Origin of the sequence: Aphanizomenon flos-aquae FACHB-1287 (assembly GCF_014698755.1) — a bacterium.
Lineage (GTDB): Bacteria > Cyanobacteriota > Cyanobacteriia > Cyanobacteriales > Nostocaceae > Dolichospermum > Dolichospermum flosaquae.
The window spans coordinates 1-17,436 of sequence record NZ_JACJTO010000059.1; the positions used below are offsets into that span (position 1 = coordinate 1).

The window sequence follows — 17,436 nt, forward strand, 5'->3', positions numbered from 1 at the left end:
CTTGGGAAATGAGTTTATGATCATGGTTAATCAAAATATTTTAATCCTTCGCCCAAAATTTAACATATTTTTGGCTATTTTTATCAGGCTTTTCTTAACATTCAACACTTCTGGGTCAAAAACCAATCAAAAATTTGTTCAAGTTCCTACCGCAAGACTAAAAAACCGCATTGCTCAACTGTGTGATCAACACGGTATTAAGTTTGTTGAAACTGAAGAATCTTATACCTCAAAAACATCGTTTCTAGACAATGATTTTCTACCTACATTTGGTGCAAAACCCGAAGGGTGGAAATCTAGCGGAACTAGAGTAAATCGCGGTTTGTTTCGTTCTCAAGATGGTACAAAAATAAATGCAGATTGCAACGGTGCTGCAAATATTTTCAGAAAAGTAGCGGTAAAGCTAGGATTAAATTCTAGCGGAATCAGTAGAGGCGCATTGATATCGCCGTTAAGATTATTCATTTGGTCTTAAGAATCCCCGTCTCTTTAGAGCGGGGAGTGTCAATCTTTTCTTTGCTGTTGACGATACCAGGGGTTTAGCAACTTCTAGTCCTGACTAAAAGCTAAAGTTGGTTAAAACCGACTATTTCGGCATTATTTCGGCTAAAAATAGGATAATTTTCGATTTTGAGTTAATCAGTGTATATTTTAACGTCCTTTAGCTATTAGATTGGAATTTAAGTTCGGGGTGGGTTTGTCAGCTATTTTAAGGCATTCGATAATCAGGTTATTAATATAAAGATAGTTATCTAGTGCCTCGATTTCTGCTACGGATATATCAACCATTTCTGGGGTAAGATGAAAACCATTAAGCAATGTTTTCATAAAATCGAGAGCAAAAGCTAGATGTATTTCTTTTGATTGTTTTGTATTGGGAATTTTAGCTTTTAGTCTTTCTATTTCTAGGCTTAACCTGGTTAAATTGAGATTTTGATCAAAGATATGTAAGTTCTTAAGGACACAAATATATTTAATTGTATTAGCATAAGTATTACCAAGGTCATAAATACTATTGCCAAAACTTTTCCAAGTATCTGCATAAGCTTTTTCATGGGCTTTTTTATAAACTTTGAGGTAATCATCTGCATACTTTCCCTCATAAGTATTTATGTAATCATTTGCGTAAGTTATTGCATTTGTATAAATTTGGATGTGGGCTTTAACCATGGTGTAATCAATAGCGTAGTTTTTGGCGTTAGCGATCGCAATTAAATGTTTTTCTATAGGTTTATAATTACCCGTGGATACATCTGTAACTTGTTTTGACCAATTTAATAAAGCTTGCAATTTTGGGGTATTAATGTATTTTTGTACCTCCTTTTCCATTAACACTAACAAATCATCTGCACTACCCCGCGTTACCTCAGCAACTAATATAAATACGTCTTTCCAAGTTTTATCTATCAGATGTTCAGTAACTAATTTTTCAGCTAAGTGATAATCATTAATATATTGAGCGGTTAAATATTCCTGTAGGGTTAAATTAGAAAAAGAAAATACATCTTCAACACTTTTCACTAAAATCCCTTTTTGTATAATAGCATCTAAAACCGCTTTACCATCTAAATAGTATTGTGTATCCAAATTACTCGCTAAGAACTTATTAATTTGTTCCACAATTTCCCTTTGGGAGAAAAACAGCCGATTAGATTTAAAACCTGTATAAGCAATTTCTGATAATAACAAATTTTGTAAATTTGTATGCAAACCTTGATAAATTTCATCTCCCAGAACTCGCTTTTCTAAAACCCATTCTTCCAATAAAATTAGTAATACCTTTTTACATAACACACTACGGTTATTAGGAAAGTTTTGGAAACGGTCATATACTAAACAAAGAAAAGTCAGGAATAAAGGTCTATGTGATAACTCTTTTGCAACTTTGTTTTCTGATTTTTGCAGTAATTCCCAACATTTATCACCCATTTTCGTCTGGTGATCATTCTTTCCTTGAAACCAGTTATTAATAAATTTCTGAATTTTTTCATCATCAAAATCAGCGATAGTAACCTCGCTAAACTGACGAAAATTATGGTAATACGCTGGGCGACAAGAAACTATAAAACGATTTTTATTATTTCTATCAACAAAGCTTTGAATTTGATTAATAGTTTCAGATAATTTATTACTTGGTACTTGGTCTAAACCATCGAGTAAAATTAATAATCTACCTTGATGTAAAGCCTCACTTGTAAACCTTTCTGGGACTGGGAATTTACAAGTACGAAACTCTTCAATCATAATTTTTTCGATATATTTCGTTTTCACTAAAGCTCAACTTTTGCAAGTTAACAAAAACAGGAATATAACCTGATTTAAATCCTCCTTTTCTACCTTTTAATGCTTCTATTCCCACTTTTCGTAAAAAGGTAGACTTACCCGCACCTGCTTCGCCTAAAACCATCAAATATTGTTTTTCATAAGCAAGTTTAATTCCTAATTTTTGTTGAGAATCTTGAAATTTTGACTTTTGGCTTTTCTCTTGAGGATATAGCTTGTCTAAGTTTTTAATCGCTGCAAAACTACGAATCGCATTATCATTTGTATCAGTATTTGAAAACAGCACTTCTGTGTACACAGATTCTAGCTTTACAGGTTCGCGTATTCCCAATACCTTGAGAGTACCGTGTTCATCTATATAGTTCTGTTCATATTGTTTGCAAGCACTAACAATTAGTTCTTTTGCTAATTTCTCTAAGGGTTGAGGAAAAATTCCCAGAATTTTATCTTTTCTTCGCCAAAAAGACTGGAAAACGGTAAATGCTACACTGCTAACACCTGATCTGATCACAGATTTAAACCCTATCTTGTCATAGTCCATAATTATATCTCACAAATATCCATCTAAAGGAGGATGAATAATGTATTTTTTAATTAAAATACGCCATTTAGCTGAAATTGTCATGGTTTCATGGTTTTGATTTCGCCAGAGAACGCAAAGTGCAGTATATCTCGAAAAAATTCCTAATTTCCCAAAAAATTCCCGCAAAAAAAGCAGATTTGGGGGTTGACATTCGATTTTAAATCTGTTACGATACAACTGATAAGGAAGAACTATCATAAAATAATCAGGAAGTCCAACACATAGTTTTTGTCCTTGCCAAAAATGTAAGCAAGCCTGTTATAAATTTAAACAGTGTGAAACTTATTAATATGCAAATTGCATCCAAGTAATTACACTTTCGGTGTAAAAATGTTCTAGTGGCTGTTAGTGATTAGCGGTTGATTAAGAATTAATATGTTTTTAGAGGAGTGCCAGCAAAATGTCTATGACTGTTTTATCTGATTCCCGGTTTCCCGTCCAGAAAATTGGCAAGATATTATCTTTAAGCATATTTATGTGGGCAATTTTTATGTTACCTGCATCGGCGCAAGAAAAAGAAAAATTATGGCGGACTTTAACTGTAAGTGGAAGAGGAGTAGAAACAATTTCCACAACTCTATCCCAAGTTAGTTTAGGTGTAGAAATTCAAGGAAAAACGGCTGAAGATGTCCAAAAAGAAGCGGCTCGCAAATCATCGGCTGTAGTGGCTTTGCTCAAAAACCGCAATGTGGAAAAATTGACGACTACAGGTGTTCGCCTTAATCCAGTTTATAGCTACAGTAATAATGTTCAGCGTATTACTGGTTATGCCGCTAGTAATACAGTGAGTTTCCGTATTCCCACAGATAAAACAGGAACATTATTAGATGATGCGGTCAAGTCCGGGGCGACACAGATTAACGGTGTAAGTTTTATTGCTAGTGATGAAGCGATCGCCAGTGCCCAAAAACAAGCTTTGAAAAAAGCTACCCAAGATGCTAAAGAGCAAGCAGAAGCTGTTCTGAGCAGCTTGGGATTACAACAAAAAGAAATTGTCAGCATTCAGGTTAATGGTGCAACTCCACCTCCACCCTCACCCGTGCTTTACCGGGCTGAGGCTAAGTTAACTGGTGCAGATGCTTCTACTCCCATAGTCGCTGGTGAACAAGAAGTACAAGCGTCAGTAACATTACAAATTAGTTATTAGTCAGTAGTCAGTAGTCATTGGTCAGTAGTATTTAAACAAAGAACAACTGACAAAAGACAACTGACAAAGAACAAACTAGAAATTATCTGGAGACATATCAGACATTCCACCTTCATTATCACGCTTAGAACCTAATAACTCTAGTTGTTCGACATTAATAACTGGACTAGAACGAGTAACTCCGCTTTGGCGATCGCTCCAAGTATCAAACTTCAAAGAACCTTTAACTCCAATCAAGCTACCTTTACGGACATAATTTCCAGCAACCTCCGCAGTTTTTCCCCAGAGTTCTAGATTAAACCAATCTGGTTTATCATTGTTACGGGATCTGCGATTAACGGCTAGAGTCAATCTACATTTCACTGTACCTGACTCAAAATACTTGATATCTGGGTCGCCACCAACACGACCAACAAGAGTGACAACATTAATGCTCATGGCTTTTATTTCTTAGTAGCTTTGTATTGTATTATTATGACTTGATAATAACTAATGGTGAAAGTATTAAAAATATGTTATAATTCCGACAATCAAATTTAACAAATAATTCAAAAAATCCTGAGTATTTGAAAAAATTACACGGTTATACTAAGTGACCTTGAGAATATGAAACATAAAATTCCTGAAACTAAAATCAAGATTGATAGACTACTGGATAGGAACATAGTATAGTTTACTGGAGTCAGACAACCAAAATATCATGGAATCTACCATTATAGTGGTATTCACTGGAATGAGATATATTCTTAGCCCCTCCTCCCTTGTAGGTTGGATTATGGTATTTCACTCAACCAAGAACCGCTATATTAATTCTTATCTTTGTAGTTACAAGTGGTGTAAATAGGGGACATATAGAAGCGTGGGTTTTTTCAGAAGTTTTCGTCCATCATGGGATATGGGTATCGACCTCGGTACAGCCAATACCTTAGTTTATGTATCTGGTAAGGGAATTGTCCTTCAAGAACCTTCAGTAGTCGCCATTGATCAAAATGAAAAAGTGGCACTAGCAGTGGGAGAAGAAGCAAAAAAAATGCTCGGTCGCACACCGGGTAATGTAATTGCTCTGCGTCCTCTGCGTGATGGTGTAATTGCTGATTTTGATACTGCCGAGTTAATGCTAAAAAGCTTTATTCAGCGAGTCAATGAGGGTAGATCCTTGATGCTACCACGTATTGTCATTGGTATTCCTAGTGGTGTCACAGGAGTAGAAAGACGGGCTGTTATGGATGCAGCAACTCAAGCTGGAGCTAGGGAGGTATTTTTAATTGATGAACCAGTAGCAGCGGCAATTGGTGCAGGGTTGCCAGTGGCAGAACCTACTGGTAACATGATTATTGATATCGGTGGGGGAACAACAGAGGTAGCGGTATTAAGTCTTCAAGGTACAGTAATTAGTGAATCAGTTCGCATTGCTGGCGATGAATTAACTGAAGCCATTATCCAGTATATGAAGAAAATTCATAATCTCGTAATTGGTGAACGGACCGCTGAGGATATTAAAATTAAAATTGGTTCGGCCTATCCCACCGCAGATGATAATGATAGTGTCATGGAAGTCCGGGGCTTGCATTTACTTTCTGGTTTACCCAGAACTGTCACCATCAAAGGCCCAGAAATTCGGGAAAGCATGGTAGAGCCTCTAGCGGTAATTATAGAAGCAGTTAGGCGGACACTAGAAAGAACTCCACCAGAACTGGCAGCAGACATTATTGATCGTGGAATCATGTTGGCGGGTGGTGGTGCATTGCTCAAAGGGCTGGATACATTGATTAGTCATGAGACAGGTCTTGTTACCCACATAGCCGCGGATCCTTTAAGCTGTGTAGTATTGGGAACTGGTCGCGTATTAGAAAACTTCAAGCAATTGGAGAGAGTATTCAGCGGGCGTTCTCGTAATATGTAATAGCAATTAGTAAGTTAGGTATGGGTTCTGTATTTAGTTATAATTATAGAATCCATTATCTTCAAAGTACAGGGAGGTTGAATCCAAGGTTTCCACCTCAAAACTATGAACAGATGTGGAACACAGGAGATATCACCAACTCCCAAGCAAAGTATAAAAATATATAAGGGTATATTATGTTTATTCTCAAACGTTGGTGGGAACACAAGGGATTACAAATAGGAATATTAACTTTAGTTCTAGGTAGTGCTTGGACACTCAGAGAAACAAAAGGGGCATTATTACGCGAAATATATCAAGCAATAAGCAGCCCATTACAGATGGTACAGTCAGGAGGGATTCCTGAGCAAAATATCCGGGATGCAAGATTTTTAGAGTTACAAACCCGCATAACTGATTTAGAAAGCCAAAATCAAAAATTAGAAACTTTACTGGGTTATATGAAGAAGGAAACCCTGCCACAAAAACCAATCATAGCGCGGGTGGTGGGACGTAGTGCCGATCATTGGTGGCAACAAGTAATTTTGAATCAGGGGACTGCATCAGGTATTCAAGAGGGTTCTATTATTAAAGCGGATGGAGGATTAGTCGGGTTAGTAGATAGTGTAACTACCAATACTAGCAGTGTATTGTTAATTAGTGATTTAAAAAGTCAAGTAGGTGTAACTATTAGTCGCACATCAGCTAAGGGGATCTTGCGGGGTGATGCTTCTGCTGAAGGGGTGTTAGAATTTTATGAAAAGGTGCCTAATGTTAAGGTGGGTGATTTGGTTTCTACATCTACTTATAGTCAGAAGTTTCCGGCTGGTTTGGCCATAGGTAAAATTAAATCCTTGGATTTAAAGAAACTTCCCGCCTCCATAGCTAAGGTAGAGTTATTTCCATCAATTCGATATTTAGATTGGGTGGCTGTTTATCCTCAACCAGAAAAACAAGGTTTGGAAACTCCAAATATGACTAAATGAACTAGGAAATTGATTTTCTGGTGGAACTGGGGTTTTTATTAATTTGTAAAAGTAAAGTTCAAATATTTTCCGTTACGAGTATTGTAACGCTTGTTCTCAATGCGGATACATTCTATTCTTTTGTGGCTAAACTGCTATATGTTATAGCGGATAAAGTTAGTTGTCATAAAAATTTATATTTAAAATCATGAACTTATTCAAACCAGTGTTCTATAGTATTACTCAAATACTAGGGTTCATTTAGGTTATCCTAGATGGTATAGTCAATAGTTTTTTCTGGAAGCATTGATCATCCTCTGAGGTTATCCCTACAGTTGATGAAAGAATCTAATGATGAAGATCAGCCAATTTCTGACTGAAAATCCTATACCGTACCTTTTTAGGAGTAAAATTGAAGATTATCTGGTCTAAAGTTCTGTTGCTGGGTCAATTTTATTGCTAGATTTTGATCAAACAACATCGTTGACAAGTTCTGGAGGTTAAACAAGATAATTCCGATCTCAAATTGGATATTTTGTCCAAATTTTGCTTTTAAAGGGGGTAAGATAATGGTTATACATAATTATGTACCTTTAAGATATTAGCGAAATTACCACTTGATAATTGCTATAATCTATTCTTCCCTCTAACATTCTTATCTATTCTTAGGCGTAAATTTTTATGGGTTCTCCAATGAATCGTCTGTCTATTTTTGTAGACGGAAACAATATGTTCTATGCTCAACAAAAAAATGGTTGGTTTTTTGACCCCCGGCGGGTTTTAGAATATTTCAAATACGAACAGTCAGATACTACGTTAATTAATGCTTTCTGGTATACTGGGTTAAAAGACCCACAAGACCAACGGGGTTTCCGAGATGCACTTATCAGTTTGGGATATACAGTCCGCACGAAAATCCTCAAGGAGTATTATGATGACGCTTCTGGTCGTTACTCCCAAAAAGCCAATTTAGATATTGAAATTGTCGTTGATATGTTTAATACGGTAGATCAATATGACAGAGTTGTATTATTCAGTGGAGATGGTGATTTTGAAAGGGCTATAGAACTTTTACGCTCCAAGAATACGCATATTACAGTAGTATCAACGGAAGGGATGATTGCCAGGGAGCTACGAAATGCTACTGATAGATATATAGACTTGAATGATATTAGAGACAGAATAGAAAAAACTGACGGTTAATTACCTTAGTATTTATTTACAAATCTCAAAATTAAAAACTAAAGTTCATAGTTCAAGTTATTTTATCAAGAAAGAATATAGGAATTAGTAGTCAATAAATGATCATAAATTCCGTAGAATTGACAAAAAAATATTGATTCTAATTCCATTATTTTCTTTGATTCAGCCCCTTATCAAAATTAAAAGAGGTTAAGCTAATGAGCAGACAAGCCGATAGAATTATCATCTTTGACACCACATTGCGCGACGGGGAACAGTGTCCAGGAGCAACCCTTAATATAGATGAAAAGTTAGTTATTGCTAAACAATTAGCACGTTTAGGAGTAGATATTATTGAGGCGGGATTTGCTTTTGCTAGTCCTGGAGATTTTGAAGCGGTTAGCAAAATTGCTCAAACCGTAGGAACGGAAGATGGTCCGGTAATTTGTAGTTTAGCCAGAGCTAGACATGATGATATTAAAGCCGCAGCAGCAGCTATAAAACCGGCTGCTAAAGGGAGAATTCATACTTTTATTGCTACTTCTGATATTCACCTGCAATATAAGTTAAAAAAGACTAGACCGGAAGTAATTGCGATCGCCGAAGAAATGGTAGCCTATGCCAAAAGCTTCACCGATGATGTAGAATTTTCTCCAGAAGATGCGGGACGATCTGATCCAGAATTTTTGTATGAAGTTTTGGAAAGAGCGATCGCTGCTGGAGCAACAACTGTTAATATTCCTGATACGGTAGGTTATACCACTCCCAGCGAATTTGGGGGCATCATTAAAGGCATTACCGAAAATGTCCCCAACATTGACAAGGCCATTATTTCTGTTCACGGCCATAATGATTTGGGTTTAGCGGTTGCTAACTTTTTAGAAGCGGTGAAAAACGGTGCTAGGCAATTAGAATGTACTATTAATGGCATTGGTGAAAGAGCCGGAAATGCGGCTTTAGAAGAGTTGGTAATGGCTTTGCACGTCCGTAGACAATATTTTAATCCTTTTTTGGGACGGGCTGAAAATTCGGAAGCACCGTTAACAAATATTGACACCAAACAAATCTATAAAACCTCGCGTTTGGTTTCCAATTTAACGGGAATGTTGGTGCAACCAAATAAAGCCATTGTTGGTGCAAATGCTTTTGCTCATGAATCGGGAATTCATCAAGATGGGGTATTGAAAAATAAACTCACTTATGAGATTATGGATGCTCAATTGATTGGTTTATCTGATAATCAAATAGTATTGGGTAAACATTCTGGGAGAAATGCTTTTCGGACACGGTTGAAAGAATTGGGTTTTGAACTGTCAGAAACTGAATTGAATAAAGCCTTCGTCAAATTCAAAGAAGTAGCGGACAAAAAGAAAGAAATCTCTGATTGGGACTTGGAAGCTATTGTTAACGACGAAATCCAACAAGCGCCAGATTTATTTAAAGTAGAGTTGGTACAGGTTTCCTGTGGTAGTAAGGCTCAACCTACCGCTACAGTCACACTCCGCACTCCCAACGGGGAAGAATTAACCGACGCGGCCATTGGTACAGGTCCAGTGGATGCGGTATATAAAGCTATCAATCGGGTGGTGAATGTGCCTAATGAGTTAATTGAGTTTTCTGTACAATCTGTTACCGGAGGAATTGATGCTTTAGGAGAAGTGACAATTCGCTTACGCCATGAATCCCGTGTATTTTCAGGTCATGCAGCCAATACAGATATTATTGTGGCATCGGCTCAGGCTTACGTAAATGCACTAAATAGATTGTATGCAGCATTACAGCAAGAGGTGAAGGAAGAAGTCACAGCGTAATATTATGGTGGGTTAGATAAATAAAATGGTTCTAACCCACCATAAGCAATTCAAAATTAATAAAGCAGAAGAAAAAATGAACTTGACGATCTGAACTATTTTGGATATAATGGAGATAAGGAACAGAATTATTTAGCTCATCTGCCATGTGTAGAAGGAGTAACGATGCCGCCTAATCAGCGGCATCAGCCATTTTATAGGCTTCATATTCTTTTTGTAGTTTTCGCTGCTGATGTGGTTGCGTCACCAAGTATGCTGTCCACAAAAGCACATATCCGTCGCGTTTAGCCAAAATTACGAGATATTCTTCAATTTCTAGCCACAGACAAATACGCTTCTCGCCTTTCCTCTCATTTTCCCAAACTTTGATAGCAGGATCTTCAGCATTTTCAATTATCGGGCGTAGCCAGCAAATGCGTTCACAACGGCGAAAATCAGGAATGCGTTCTGTTTCTTGGCTACCTTCTGATGTAATGTGCCAGAAGGTAGCTTCTTTATCTTGAAATAAAGGATGACGTTTAAGGCTAAATCGTATACCTTGAAACGTAGGCTTGCTATCAATAAAATCTTCTTTGAAGATGGTGTAAACTGCCTCTAAGTAAGCTTCCGAATTACCACCATAATCATTCAATAAAACTAGAGGTGGTAGCCATATAGGCTGTTTCATTGTACAACCTCCGAGGCTTGCCAGCAAAGAAGATTTACCTTATTTTCCAGATAGAGAGTAGTTTTGGTTAGGCTATAACCGGAACGATCTCGCATTCGCTCAACTAAAGCAATTTTAGCTGCATTGCTAGAGAGTCCTCGATTTATATAGGAAATAGTTCCAATTAAAAGGTCTGCAAGTTGCAAGATTTCTACTTCGTGAGAATGCACAGTTTGAAGCCTTTCAATTATTTGGCGTGAAAAATCAAGGAGGTTATTAGAAAGTACATCATGTAATTTGGCAACTTTTTTTGCTCCTTGTGTATCTTTAATGTCCAAGTAAATTCTATAATTTGCTTGTGGACTGAGAATTGTCTTGAGCAAAGTAAAATACATTTTATAATACCAATCATCATGAGTCTGATTGTAAACCTCATGTTGTAGTTGGGATTTATCTGCTACAATAAGACCTCGAAAATGCAAATTTTCATTATCAAAGAAATAATCTATTAATTCGAGATAAAACGCTATTTTAGCGGGTGAAACCTTTATCCATTTAATTTCAAATTCTGGTTTTAGATCATGTTTTTTCTTAATTTCCCGGATATGAACTGAAATTTCTCGCGTTTTTTCTAAAGGACACCAAACGGCACCCAGCACCATTATTTGTTGATGATCATTTTCTAGATGGCAGCTTTCATCACAGTAAACGTTAAAAGTTTGGTTCATGTTTTAATTTTCACATTATTAATGCTCTGTAATTCAATAATATATCAACAGGTGCGTGTATCATTCAACAGAGAACTTCGATTAGACCTAAGAAAATGGAATTTGGGTATATTGGTTAATGATGGTGGAAACTCAATTACACGGTTCACGCTCTGCAATTGGGCAAAGATTAGTATATATCCAGTACATTACCTCTGCTCCTTGGAATCGTAAAGAAATCCAACGTCCACCACGATACAAAGGTGTAGGTACTGCATTATTGAGATATGCACGACTCAGAAGTGTAGAATTAGGTTATGGTGGGAGAATTGGACTGCATTCACTTCCGACTGCGGAACGATTTTATGAAAACCAAAATATGCTCAATCTTGGTATTGATGAAGAATACGAGAATCTTACCTATTTTGAATATGGTATGTTACGACTACAAAAATGATCCAGGGAGTAATTATGAATAATAACCAAAATGTAGCAGCAGCTATTAATTTACTTTTTAACCCAACATCCCTTCAAGAAGCAATTCAAATTGAAGATGAAACCGACTGCGACGTGATAGCAGGATTAGATTGGGGTTTAGCAATTCCCGCTTTATTGCAAAATCCGGGAATGTTTGGAAGAATGACACAGTTGCGCGTATCACTCAACCGAGAACTGCGGTTACTCCTAAAAGAATGGAATTTGGGTATAGCAGAAAAAACAGCAGTAGAAGTAGCACAAAAAAGATTAATTCAAAGACTACAATTACCCCAACCTGTGGCTTTATCAGCACTGCAAGATATTTTAAAACAAGATGAATTATATAATGTTGAAGAATTTATATCTAATCGAGATGTATTAAAGTCGCTTTTGAGCATTTTATTATTAGCTAGTGATTGGGAAGAAATAGCTGTATCTGCTGTAAAGTCAGTACAAGAACAGATATTTTATCAACTAGGAATTAATCAAATTTCTGTATAAAAATGAATTTCTTCCTTTGCGTCTTTGCTCCTTTGCACCTTTGCGCGAAACGAAAACTGTAATTCATTTACCTAAAAATAGCTATCAAAAGGTGCATTAAGAAACGCACCCTACAAAACATTAACTATCAGTTTTCATCTTCCAACCTGGTTTCACAACCTGACGACTGCGTGCAATAACCAAAGAATCATCAGGGACATCCTCCGTTACCGTTGAACCTGCGGCTATGTAGACATCATTTCCCAGAGTAATAGGTGCAACTAAAACACTATTAGAACCAGTTTTGGTGCGATCGCCTATAATTGTTTTATGCTTCTTCACACCGTCATAATTAGCAGTAATTGTCCCCGCACCCACATTTACCTGAGTTCCCGTTTTTGTATCACCTAAATATGATAAATGTGCTACATTAGTGCGATCGCCTAATTGGGTATTTTTCAACTCCACAAAATTACCAATTCTACAACCAATACCCACTTCAGTATGACCACGTAAATGAGCGTAAGGTCCAATTCGAGTTTGAGATTGAATAATACTATCTGTCACCACAGAATATAAAACAGTGACATTTTCACCCAGTTGACTATTTTCAATTAAACTCCCTGGACCAATGCGACTACCAGCTTGAATTACCGTCTTTCCCCGCAAATGGGTTTGGGGTTCAATAATCACATCTGCAAATAATTCCACCGTTTCATCAATAGTAATACTAGTAGGATCAATTAATGTCACACCTGCTAATAACCATTTTTCCTTAATCCGTCTTTGCAAAATATCGTTAGCAGTTGCTAATTGTAATCTATCATTAATTCCCAAGATTTCTTGATAATCTTCCACATCTACAGCCATGACTTTACCCACCTGAGTTACAGCGTCAGTAAGGTAATATTCTTTTTGAGCATTATTAGCTTGTAAATGTGGTAATATTTCAGCCAAATCTGGCCAATGAAAACAGTAAATTCCAGCATTTACTCGCTCATTTTCCCTTTGATTGGGAGTACAATCTTTATCCTCAACTATTTTTTGTACAATCCCTTCACTATTACGAAAAACTCGACCATAACCTTGAGGATTTGGTAATTGTGCTGAGAGAATAGTACAGGAATTTTGATTTTCTTGGTGAATTTGTAAGAGATTTTTTAAAGTTTCCGTCCGTAATAAAGGCACGTCACCATTTAAAATCAATAAATCCCCTGTGTAACCTTCTAAGTGGGGAAGTAATTGTTGGATAGCATGACCTGTACCCAATTGTACAGCCTGTTCCACAAATTCCACACCATAAATAGAATCAGTGGCTGTTTTTACTTCCTGGGACTGATAACCAACAATCACTAATCTGCGGTCAGGTAAAAGCGGTTCAGCACTCTCAATAACGCGTTCAATTAAAGATTTTCCACCCAAAGAATGTAAAACTTTGGGTAGATTAGATTTCATTCTTGTTCCTTTTCCAGCAGCGAGAATTGCTACAACAACCATAATTAAATATCAGTGAATTTGCTATAAATACTTTTGATTCGTTCTAGTCCAGATCATACCAGTTAATTATCGTTAACTGTTGACTATTAAGACAAAATTTTCTGTGGTGCTTACGATTTTAACCATCTTTTGCGCCATTGTGAACTTGATTCCAATGTGGAGACTTGTACTTCCTCTTGTCGTCGTTTGAGTATTACTTCAGTGGTATCACTTAAATGAGGGTCTCGATAGGGAATAGCAGCACGAGTTAATAAATGTTCTTTTTCCCCTTGGGAAAGGGGCGAAAAAAAGGATATACTTGATTTTGTACCATGTTTAAAATGTCCCGCAATCGTTCCTGGAGTGCGTCTTCCTATGGGTGGGGTAGAACCTACAGCCAAACCAGCAGTTAACAGTGCAGTCCGTACCGCCGCAGCGCAGGAATAAGTAGCCATTAACCCATTTTCATGTAAACATTCTGATACTTTTTGTATAAATTCCAGAGTCCATAATTGTGGACATTGCGGAGGTGAAAAGGGGTCAAGAAAAATTGCATCAGCTTGAAAACCTGATTTATGTACTTGTAGAATTAAGCTTCTAGCATCACCAATGAGTAAATTAGCTTGTAAATAATCCATTTGAATTTGATGTTCAAAAGCTATTTGAGTTAAAATTTTTATATATTTTTCGTCCCAGCTATCACATAATTGATCAGTAATTGCTGCTTGGGGTACAATTGGATTTAATTCTAAACCAATCACTTGTACACGACAATGAGGATTTACTTGCCAAATTGTTTGTAAAGCTGCCGCTGTGTTGTATCCTAGACCATAACAAATATCTAACAGCCGCACAAATCCAGTTTCGGCTAATATTGGTAATTGAGTCGGAATAGCAAACTTCAGTAAACTTTCCTGTTTTGCTCCATAATGACTATGAAAGGCTTCATTAAACTCTGTGGAAAAAAAGGTAAAAGAACCATCTTGTGTTTGTTGGGGTGTAAACATTTTTCTAATTATTAATTACCCATGAATAATCAATTTATTGTTTCTCCAGAATGGCTGTTTGAAAATCTCAATAATCCGCAAGTTGTGATTGTTGATTGTCGGTTTTCTTTAGCTGATACTCAATTAGGAAAACAACAGTATCACACTAATCATATCCCAGGGGCTTATTATTTAGACCTAAATCAAGATTTATCTAGTCCTGTCGCAGAACATGGGGGAAGACACCCTTTACCAAATACTACAGAATTAGCCGAAAAGTTAGCAGCAATTGGGGTAAATTCCCAAAAAACTCTGGTAGTAGCCTATGATGATTCTCGCTTGGCTTTTGCATCTCGCTTATGGTGGTTATTGCGCTATTTAGGACATGAACAAGTAGCTGTTTTAGATGGCGGTTTTTCAAGTTGGCAAAAAGCACGTTATGCTGTTACAGAGATGATTTCTCCTGCTGAAAAAGGAGAATTTATTCCCCAATTACAAGAAAATCAAGTTGTGGATTTTACTTATGTGAAAAATCATAAAGACAGCCCAAATGTGGTTTTAATAGATTCTAGGGAAGGAGAACGTTATCGCGCAGAAAAAGAACCAATTGATAAAATTGCTGGACATATTCCCGGTGCTGTTAATTATCCTTGGCAAGAAGTAACCGATGCTTCTGGGTGTATAATTTCCCAATCAGAACAATCTCAACGCTGGCAAAATATAGATACAAATAAGGAAATTTTAGTTTATTGTGGTTCTGGGGTTACGGCTTGTGTAAATTTACTTTCTTTAGCCATAGCGGGAATTTCTACAGCTAAACTTTACCCTGGTAGTTGGAGTGATTGGATTAGTTATTAGTCAATTGTTAGTTGTTAGTTGTCAGCTACGCTAGATTAAATCTAAGCAATCTGACTATATATGGTTCAATAGCCTATTTTTAGTGAAAAAAGTAGAAATTTATGACTTTTGATTACGACCTATTTGTGATTGGTGCTGGTTCTGGGGGTTTAGCTGCTTCAAAACGGGCGGCTAGTTATGGTGCAAAAGTGGCGATCGCCGAATATGATTTAGTTGGTGGTACTTGTGTAATTCGTGGTTGTGTGCCTAAAAAACTCATGGTTTACGGTTCTCACTTTCCTGCCCAATTCCAAGAAGCCGCAGGTTATGGTTGGACTGTAGGAGATGTAAAATTTGACTGGGAACATTTTATTACATCCATAGATAATGAAGTTAACAGACTTTCCCAACTTCACATCAGTTTTTTAGAAAAAGCCGGAGTAGAACTAATTTCCGGTCGCGCTACCTTCATAGACCCCCACACAGTGGAAGTCAATGAGAAACAATATACAGCCGCGAAAATTTTAATTGCTGTCGGTGGTCGTCCCATTAGACCAGAGATACCAGGGATAGAACACGCTATCACCTCTAATGAGATATTTCACCTCAAGACCCAACCTAAACATATCGCTATCCTTGGCTCTGGTTATATTGGTAGTGAATTTGCCTGTATTATGCGCGGTTTAGGTTCGGAAGTTACCCAAATTATCCGCAAAGAGCAAATTTTAACTGGCTTTGATCAAGATATCCGCACCAGTATCCAAACAGGAATGATTAATCATGGCATTAGTATTATCCCAAATACTGAAGTGAGAGCAATAGAAAAAGTCACCGAAGGACTAAAATTAACCTTATCTGGAGAAAATCAAGAACCAATTATTGCTGATGTATTTTTAGTAGCAACCGGTCGCAGTCCCAATATTGAGGAGTTAGGCTTAGAAAATGCCCAAATTGACTGTGTTCCTAGTTCTGTTGAAGAACCAGGATATAGTGTCACAAATGCAATTTCTGTTAATGAATATAGTCAAACTTGCCACCCCCATATTTATGCTGTTGGTGATGTCACAGACCGCCTAAATTTAACCCCCGTAGCCATTGGAGAAGGTCGCGCTTTCGCTGATAGTGAATTTGGTAATAACCGCCGCGAATTTAGTCACGAAACCGTTGCTACAGCCGTATTTACCACCCCAGAAGCGGCTACCGTTGGCTTAACAGAAGCTCAAGCTAGGGACAAATTCGGTGATGATCACATCAAAATCTATCGTACCAATTTCCGCCCCATGTATTACACTTTGGCGGGTAAGCAAGAAAAAACCATGATGAAGTTGATAGTAGATGTGAATACAGATAAGATATTAGGTGCTCACATGGTGGGAGATAGCGCCGCAGAAATTATTCAAGGTGTCGCTATTGCTGTGAAAATGGGAGCAACTAAAGCTGATTTTGATGCTACTGTGGGTATTCATCCCTCCGCAGCAGAGGAATTTGTGACTATGAGATAATAGGGATTTTACTAGGGGTTTAGCACTGCTAAACCCGTGACACTTGGGGATAATTCTAGAGAATTAGTGCAACACAATATTGAGAAAACATAAATCAACTATCACGTTCTGAGTCGAAATCAAAAAATGATCAAATTTATAGACTTATTTAGCGGTACAGGAGGATTTAGATTAGCCTTTGAAAGGATTTGTGATAATTATAAAATTAAATCTCAATGTGTTTTTTCTAGTGATATTGATATAAATTCCCGAAAAATCTATTTAGAAAACTTTGGAGAAAAACCCATAGGAGATATTACAAAAATTGACGAAAATGATATTCCTGACCATGATATATTATTAGGTGGTTTTCCTTGTCAACCCAGAAATGTTGAATGTCGTTACAAAACTTTACATATTTAAGTATACTAGTATTATCAAGGGTAAAAATGTCAACATTTCATAATATCTTCCATCCAATGAACATAACTGA

Annotated in this window: 17 protein-coding genes and 1 pseudogene; 11 read left to right on the top strand and 7 right to left on the bottom strand. The window is 36.9% G+C overall.

All coding sequences use genetic code 11. The features are described from left to right. Window positions 1-475: transposase (locus H6G44_RS18760; RefSeq protein WP_242046785.1), on the top strand; the 475-nt coding region annotated here is incomplete at its 5' end. A 176-nt stretch (window positions 476-651) separates the two neighbouring features. On the opposite strand, the gene H6G44_RS18765 is transcribed toward H6G44_RS18760, so the two are convergent. Both H6G44_RS18765 and H6G44_RS18770 read right to left on the bottom strand, forming a co-directional pair. Next, complete coding sequence (locus H6G44_RS18765; protein WP_190388091.1) at window positions 652-2,244, bottom strand: NACHT domain-containing protein; 1,593 nt, start codon at window positions 2,242-2,244, stop codon at window positions 652-654. Then, the gene (locus H6G44_RS18770) at window positions 2,237-2,794 is read right to left on the bottom strand and encodes a hypothetical protein (protein ID WP_190388090.1); all 558 of its coding nucleotides are present in this window, start codon (window positions 2,792-2,794) and stop codon (window positions 2,237-2,239) included. Before H6G44_RS18770 ends, H6G44_RS18765 begins: the two co-directional genes overlap by 8 nt. A 472-nt stretch (window positions 2,795-3,266) precedes the next feature. Between H6G44_RS18770 and H6G44_RS18775 the strand changes: the two genes are divergently transcribed. Beyond that, window positions 3,267-4,013: an SIMPL domain-containing protein gene (locus H6G44_RS18775; protein ID WP_190388089.1), complete on the top strand. Its 747-nt coding sequence runs from the start codon at window positions 3,267-3,269 to the stop codon at window positions 4,011-4,013. Between the two features lie 75 nt (window positions 4,014-4,088). On the opposite strand, the gene H6G44_RS18780 is transcribed toward H6G44_RS18775, so the two are convergent. Then, window positions 4,089-4,451: a single-stranded DNA-binding protein gene (locus tag H6G44_RS18780; protein ID WP_190388088.1), complete on the bottom strand. Its 363-nt coding sequence runs from the start codon at window positions 4,449-4,451 to the stop codon at window positions 4,089-4,091. 457 nt (window positions 4,452-4,908) lie between these two features. Between H6G44_RS18780 and H6G44_RS18785 the strand changes: the two genes are divergently transcribed. The 4 genes from H6G44_RS18785 (at window position 4,909) to H6G44_RS18800 (ending at window position 9,853) form a co-directional block, all read left to right on the top strand. Further along, window positions 4,909-5,916, top strand: coding sequence for a rod shape-determining protein (locus H6G44_RS18785; protein ID WP_190388087.1), 1,008 nt, complete (start codon window positions 4,909-4,911; stop codon window positions 5,914-5,916). A gap of 176 nt (window positions 5,917-6,092) precedes the next feature. Further along, window positions 6,093-6,881, top strand: a complete 789-nt coding sequence (mreC, locus tag H6G44_RS18790) for a rod shape-determining protein MreC (RefSeq protein WP_190388086.1) — start codon at window positions 6,093-6,095, stop codon at window positions 6,879-6,881. Between the two features lie 660 nt (window positions 6,882-7,541). Next, the gene (locus H6G44_RS18795) at window positions 7,542-8,063 is read left to right on the top strand and encodes a LabA-like NYN domain-containing protein (protein ID WP_027402274.1); all 522 of its coding nucleotides are present in this window, start codon (window positions 7,542-7,544) and stop codon (window positions 8,061-8,063) included. 197 nt (window positions 8,064-8,260) lie between these two features. Continuing rightward, window positions 8,261-9,853 (top strand): 2-isopropylmalate synthase, encoded by a 1,593-nt coding sequence (locus tag H6G44_RS18800; RefSeq protein ID WP_190388084.1) that lies wholly within the window; start codon window positions 8,261-8,263, stop codon window positions 9,851-9,853. Window positions 9,854-10,025: 172 nt separating this feature from the next. On the opposite strand, the gene H6G44_RS18805 is transcribed toward H6G44_RS18800, so the two are convergent. Continuing rightward, window positions 10,026-10,520, bottom strand: coding sequence for a hypothetical protein (locus H6G44_RS18805; protein WP_190388083.1), 495 nt, complete (start codon window positions 10,518-10,520; stop codon window positions 10,026-10,028). Next, entirely contained in the window at window positions 10,517-11,227 is a 711-nt protein-coding gene (locus H6G44_RS18810) for a DUF3800 domain-containing protein (RefSeq protein WP_190388082.1), read from the bottom strand. Before H6G44_RS18810 ends, H6G44_RS18805 begins: the two co-directional genes overlap by 4 nt. A gap of 115 nt (window positions 11,228-11,342) precedes the next feature. On the opposite strand from H6G44_RS18810, the pseudogene H6G44_RS18815 reads away from it, so the two are divergent. Next, window positions 11,343-11,663, top strand: a pseudogene (locus H6G44_RS18815) (GNAT family N-acetyltransferase); the annotation flags it as partial. Window positions 11,664-11,677: 14 nt separating this feature from the next. Then, entirely contained in the window at window positions 11,678-12,184 is a 507-nt protein-coding gene (locus H6G44_RS18820) for a hypothetical protein (protein WP_190388081.1), read from the top strand. A gap of 120 nt (window positions 12,185-12,304) precedes the next feature. Here H6G44_RS18820 and glmU read toward each other — a convergent pair whose 3' ends face one another. Together glmU and H6G44_RS18830 are read right to left on the bottom strand one after the other, a co-directional pair. After that, entirely contained in the window at window positions 12,305-13,660 is a 1,356-nt protein-coding gene (gene glmU, locus H6G44_RS18825; RefSeq protein ID WP_190388080.1) for a bifunctional UDP-N-acetylglucosamine diphosphorylase/glucosamine-1-phosphate N-acetyltransferase GlmU, read from the bottom strand. Between the two features lie 110 nt (window positions 13,661-13,770). Then, window positions 13,771-14,646 (bottom strand): tRNA (5-methylaminomethyl-2-thiouridine)(34)-methyltransferase MnmD, encoded by an 876-nt coding sequence (locus H6G44_RS18830; protein ID WP_190388079.1) that lies wholly within the window; start codon window positions 14,644-14,646, stop codon window positions 13,771-13,773. Between the two features lie 21 nt (window positions 14,647-14,667). Here H6G44_RS18830 and H6G44_RS18835 point away from each other — a divergent pair, with 21 nt between their 5' ends. From H6G44_RS18835 to H6G44_RS18845, 3 genes are all read left to right on the top strand, one after another. Continuing rightward, on the top strand, window positions 14,668-15,483 hold the full coding sequence (locus tag H6G44_RS18835; RefSeq protein WP_190388078.1) for a sulfurtransferase: 816 nt from the start codon (window positions 14,668-14,670) through the stop codon (window positions 15,481-15,483). A 101-nt stretch (window positions 15,484-15,584) separates the two neighbouring features. Then, a complete protein-coding gene (gene gor / locus H6G44_RS18840) occupies window positions 15,585-16,964 on the top strand; it encodes a glutathione-disulfide reductase (protein ID WP_190388077.1) in 1,380 nt (459 codons plus the stop codon). Between the two features lie 126 nt (window positions 16,965-17,090). Beyond that, window positions 17,091-17,366 carry a DNA cytosine methyltransferase gene (locus H6G44_RS18845; RefSeq protein WP_242031801.1) on the top strand — a complete coding sequence of 92 codons (276 nt, stop codon included), beginning with the start codon at window positions 17,091-17,093 and terminating at the stop codon, window positions 17,364-17,366. Window positions 17,367-17,436: the final 70 nt, after the last annotated feature.